Annotated in this window: 1 protein-coding gene and 1 tRNA gene; one reads left to right on the top strand and one right to left on the bottom strand. The window is 73.3% G+C overall.

What is annotated here, in order from left to right:
- The first annotated feature begins 19 nt into the window (after positions 1 to 19).
- Positions 20 to 94 (top strand) — tRNA-Val (locus ACWEN6_RS40875).
- A 132-nt stretch (positions 95 to 226) separates the two neighbouring features.
- On the opposite strand, the gene ACWEN6_RS40870 is transcribed toward ACWEN6_RS40875, so the two are convergent.
- The coding region (locus ACWEN6_RS40870) for a cytochrome P450 (RefSeq protein ID WP_452577598.1) at positions 227 to 1,481 on the bottom strand (1,255 nt) is incomplete at its 5' end.

The following is a 1,481-nucleotide window of genomic DNA, read 5'->3' as shown; positions in this document are numbered from 1 at the left end:
CGCGACGATCGACGCACGAGGGCGATTAGCTCAGTGGGAGAGCGCTACCTTGACACGGTAGAGGCCACTGGTTCAATCCCAGTATCGCCCACCACACGATGATCCCCAGGCCGGCGGCCTGGGGATCTTTCGTTTCCCGGCCACCGGTCGCGCTTCCCCGCCGCCTGGCCGTCTCGCGCAACACTGGGCCGTCTCGCGCGGTACCGGTCCGGGCGCCTCGGCCTGCTCAGCCGTGCAGGCGCAGCGGGAGACGGCGCACGCCGCGCAGGAACAGCTCCCGCGTCCACTCCAGCTCGCCGGGGTCGACGGCCAGGGCCATGCGGGGGAAGCGCCGCACCAGCGTGCCGATGGCGGCGCGGGCCTGCACCCGGGCCAGCGCGGCGCCGAGGCAGAAGTGGATCCCATGGCCGAAGCCCAGGTGCCGGTTCGGGCTTCGGTCGATGGCGAAGACGTCCGGACGCGGGAACACCGCCGGGTCGCGGTTTGCGGCCAGCAGCACCGGCACGATGATGTCCCCCCGCGCGATCACCGTCCCGCCGAAGTCCACGTCGGTCATCGCGTACAGCGGCCGGGAGTGCCCGACCGGGCCGTTGTACCTCAGCACCTCCTCGACGGCGGAGTCGATCAGCTCCGGCCGCGCGCGGAGCAGGGCGAGCTGCTCTGGGTGGCGCAGCAGTTCCAGCACTCCGATGCCGATCAGGTTGACCGTCGTCTCGTCTCCGGCGAACAGCAGCTGGAACACGCTGGAGATCAGCTCCAGGCGGGTGATCTGGCCGCCGTCCTCCGCGCGCAGGAGGTGTGACAGCAGGTCGTCCCCCTCGCGGGAGCGCCGCTCGCGGATCCGCTCGGTGATGTGGGCGACGAACTTCATCCCTGAACGGCGCGTCTCGGCACCGTCCCGGCCGGCCAGCATCTCGTCGCTCCAGCGGCGGAACAGGGCCCGGTCCTCCGCGGGGAAGCCCAGCAGGTCGGCGACGACCAGGATCGGCAGCGGCAGCGCCAGCGCCCTGACGACGTCGACCTCGCCCCCTGCGGCGGCCGAGGCGCCCATGCCGTCCATGCCGTCCATGCCGTCCGTGGCGTCCGTGGCGTCCGTGGCCTTCGTAGCGTCCATGCCGTTCGTGGCGTTCGTGGTGTCCATTCCGGCCATGGCGTCCACCAGCTCACCGACCACGCGGTGCACGGTCCGGACGAGCGCGGCCACGGGGCGGGCGCCGAAGCCCGGCGCCATCAGCCGGCGCAGCCGGGTGTGGTCGGGCGGATCCAGGTTGAAGACGTTGCGCCGAACCATGGCCAGGGCGTCGTTGTCCCACCGGCGGTGCAGTCCGGCGAGCTCGGCGGGCAGCCGGTCGAGCTGGCGCCCGACGCCGGGGTCGTGGGGGGCGGGCGGGCCGGGCGCGGACCAGGTGCGGGGGCAGCTGAAACGGGCGCGCGACCGGCCCCCCAGGGGGGGGGGCGGGGCGGGGTGAAGCAAGCGGTGG

The organism is Sphaerisporangium sp. NPDC004334 (genome assembly GCF_053602655.1).
Note: the sequence above shows the minus strand (reverse complement) of the source record. Positions and strands in the feature narration are given on the sequence as shown.